General features: G+C 66.1%; 1 pseudogene. It reads right to left on the reverse strand.

Going from position 1 to position 298, the window contains the following annotated elements:
• Positions 1-298: pseudogene (locus ADK36_RS16460) on the reverse strand (DNA-directed RNA polymerase subunit alpha); the annotation flags it as partial.

Consider the following 298-nt stretch of genomic DNA (forward strand, 5'->3'; position numbering starts at 1 on the left):
CGGACGCATGGCCTGCTTGGTCTCGACGTCGACGATCAGCTTGTCGAAGTCGGTGCGCTGCTCGACACGCGTGGCCTCGACCTTGTACGTGACCTTCAGAACCGGCGAGTAGATGGAGTCGACCGGGATACGACCGATCTCCTGGCCCACCTGCTTGTTCTGCACGGCGGAGACGTAACCGCGACCGCGCTCGACGGTCAGCTCCATCTCCAGCTTGCCCTTGCCGTTGAGCGTGGCGAGGACGAGGTCGGGGTTGTGCACCTCGACACCGGCCGGCGGCGCGATGTCGGCGGCGGTG

The organism is Streptomyces viridochromogenes, from assembly GCF_001270495.1.
GTDB classification, from domain to species: domain Bacteria; phylum Actinomycetota; class Actinomycetes; order Streptomycetales; family Streptomycetaceae; genus Streptomyces; species Streptomyces viridochromogenes_A.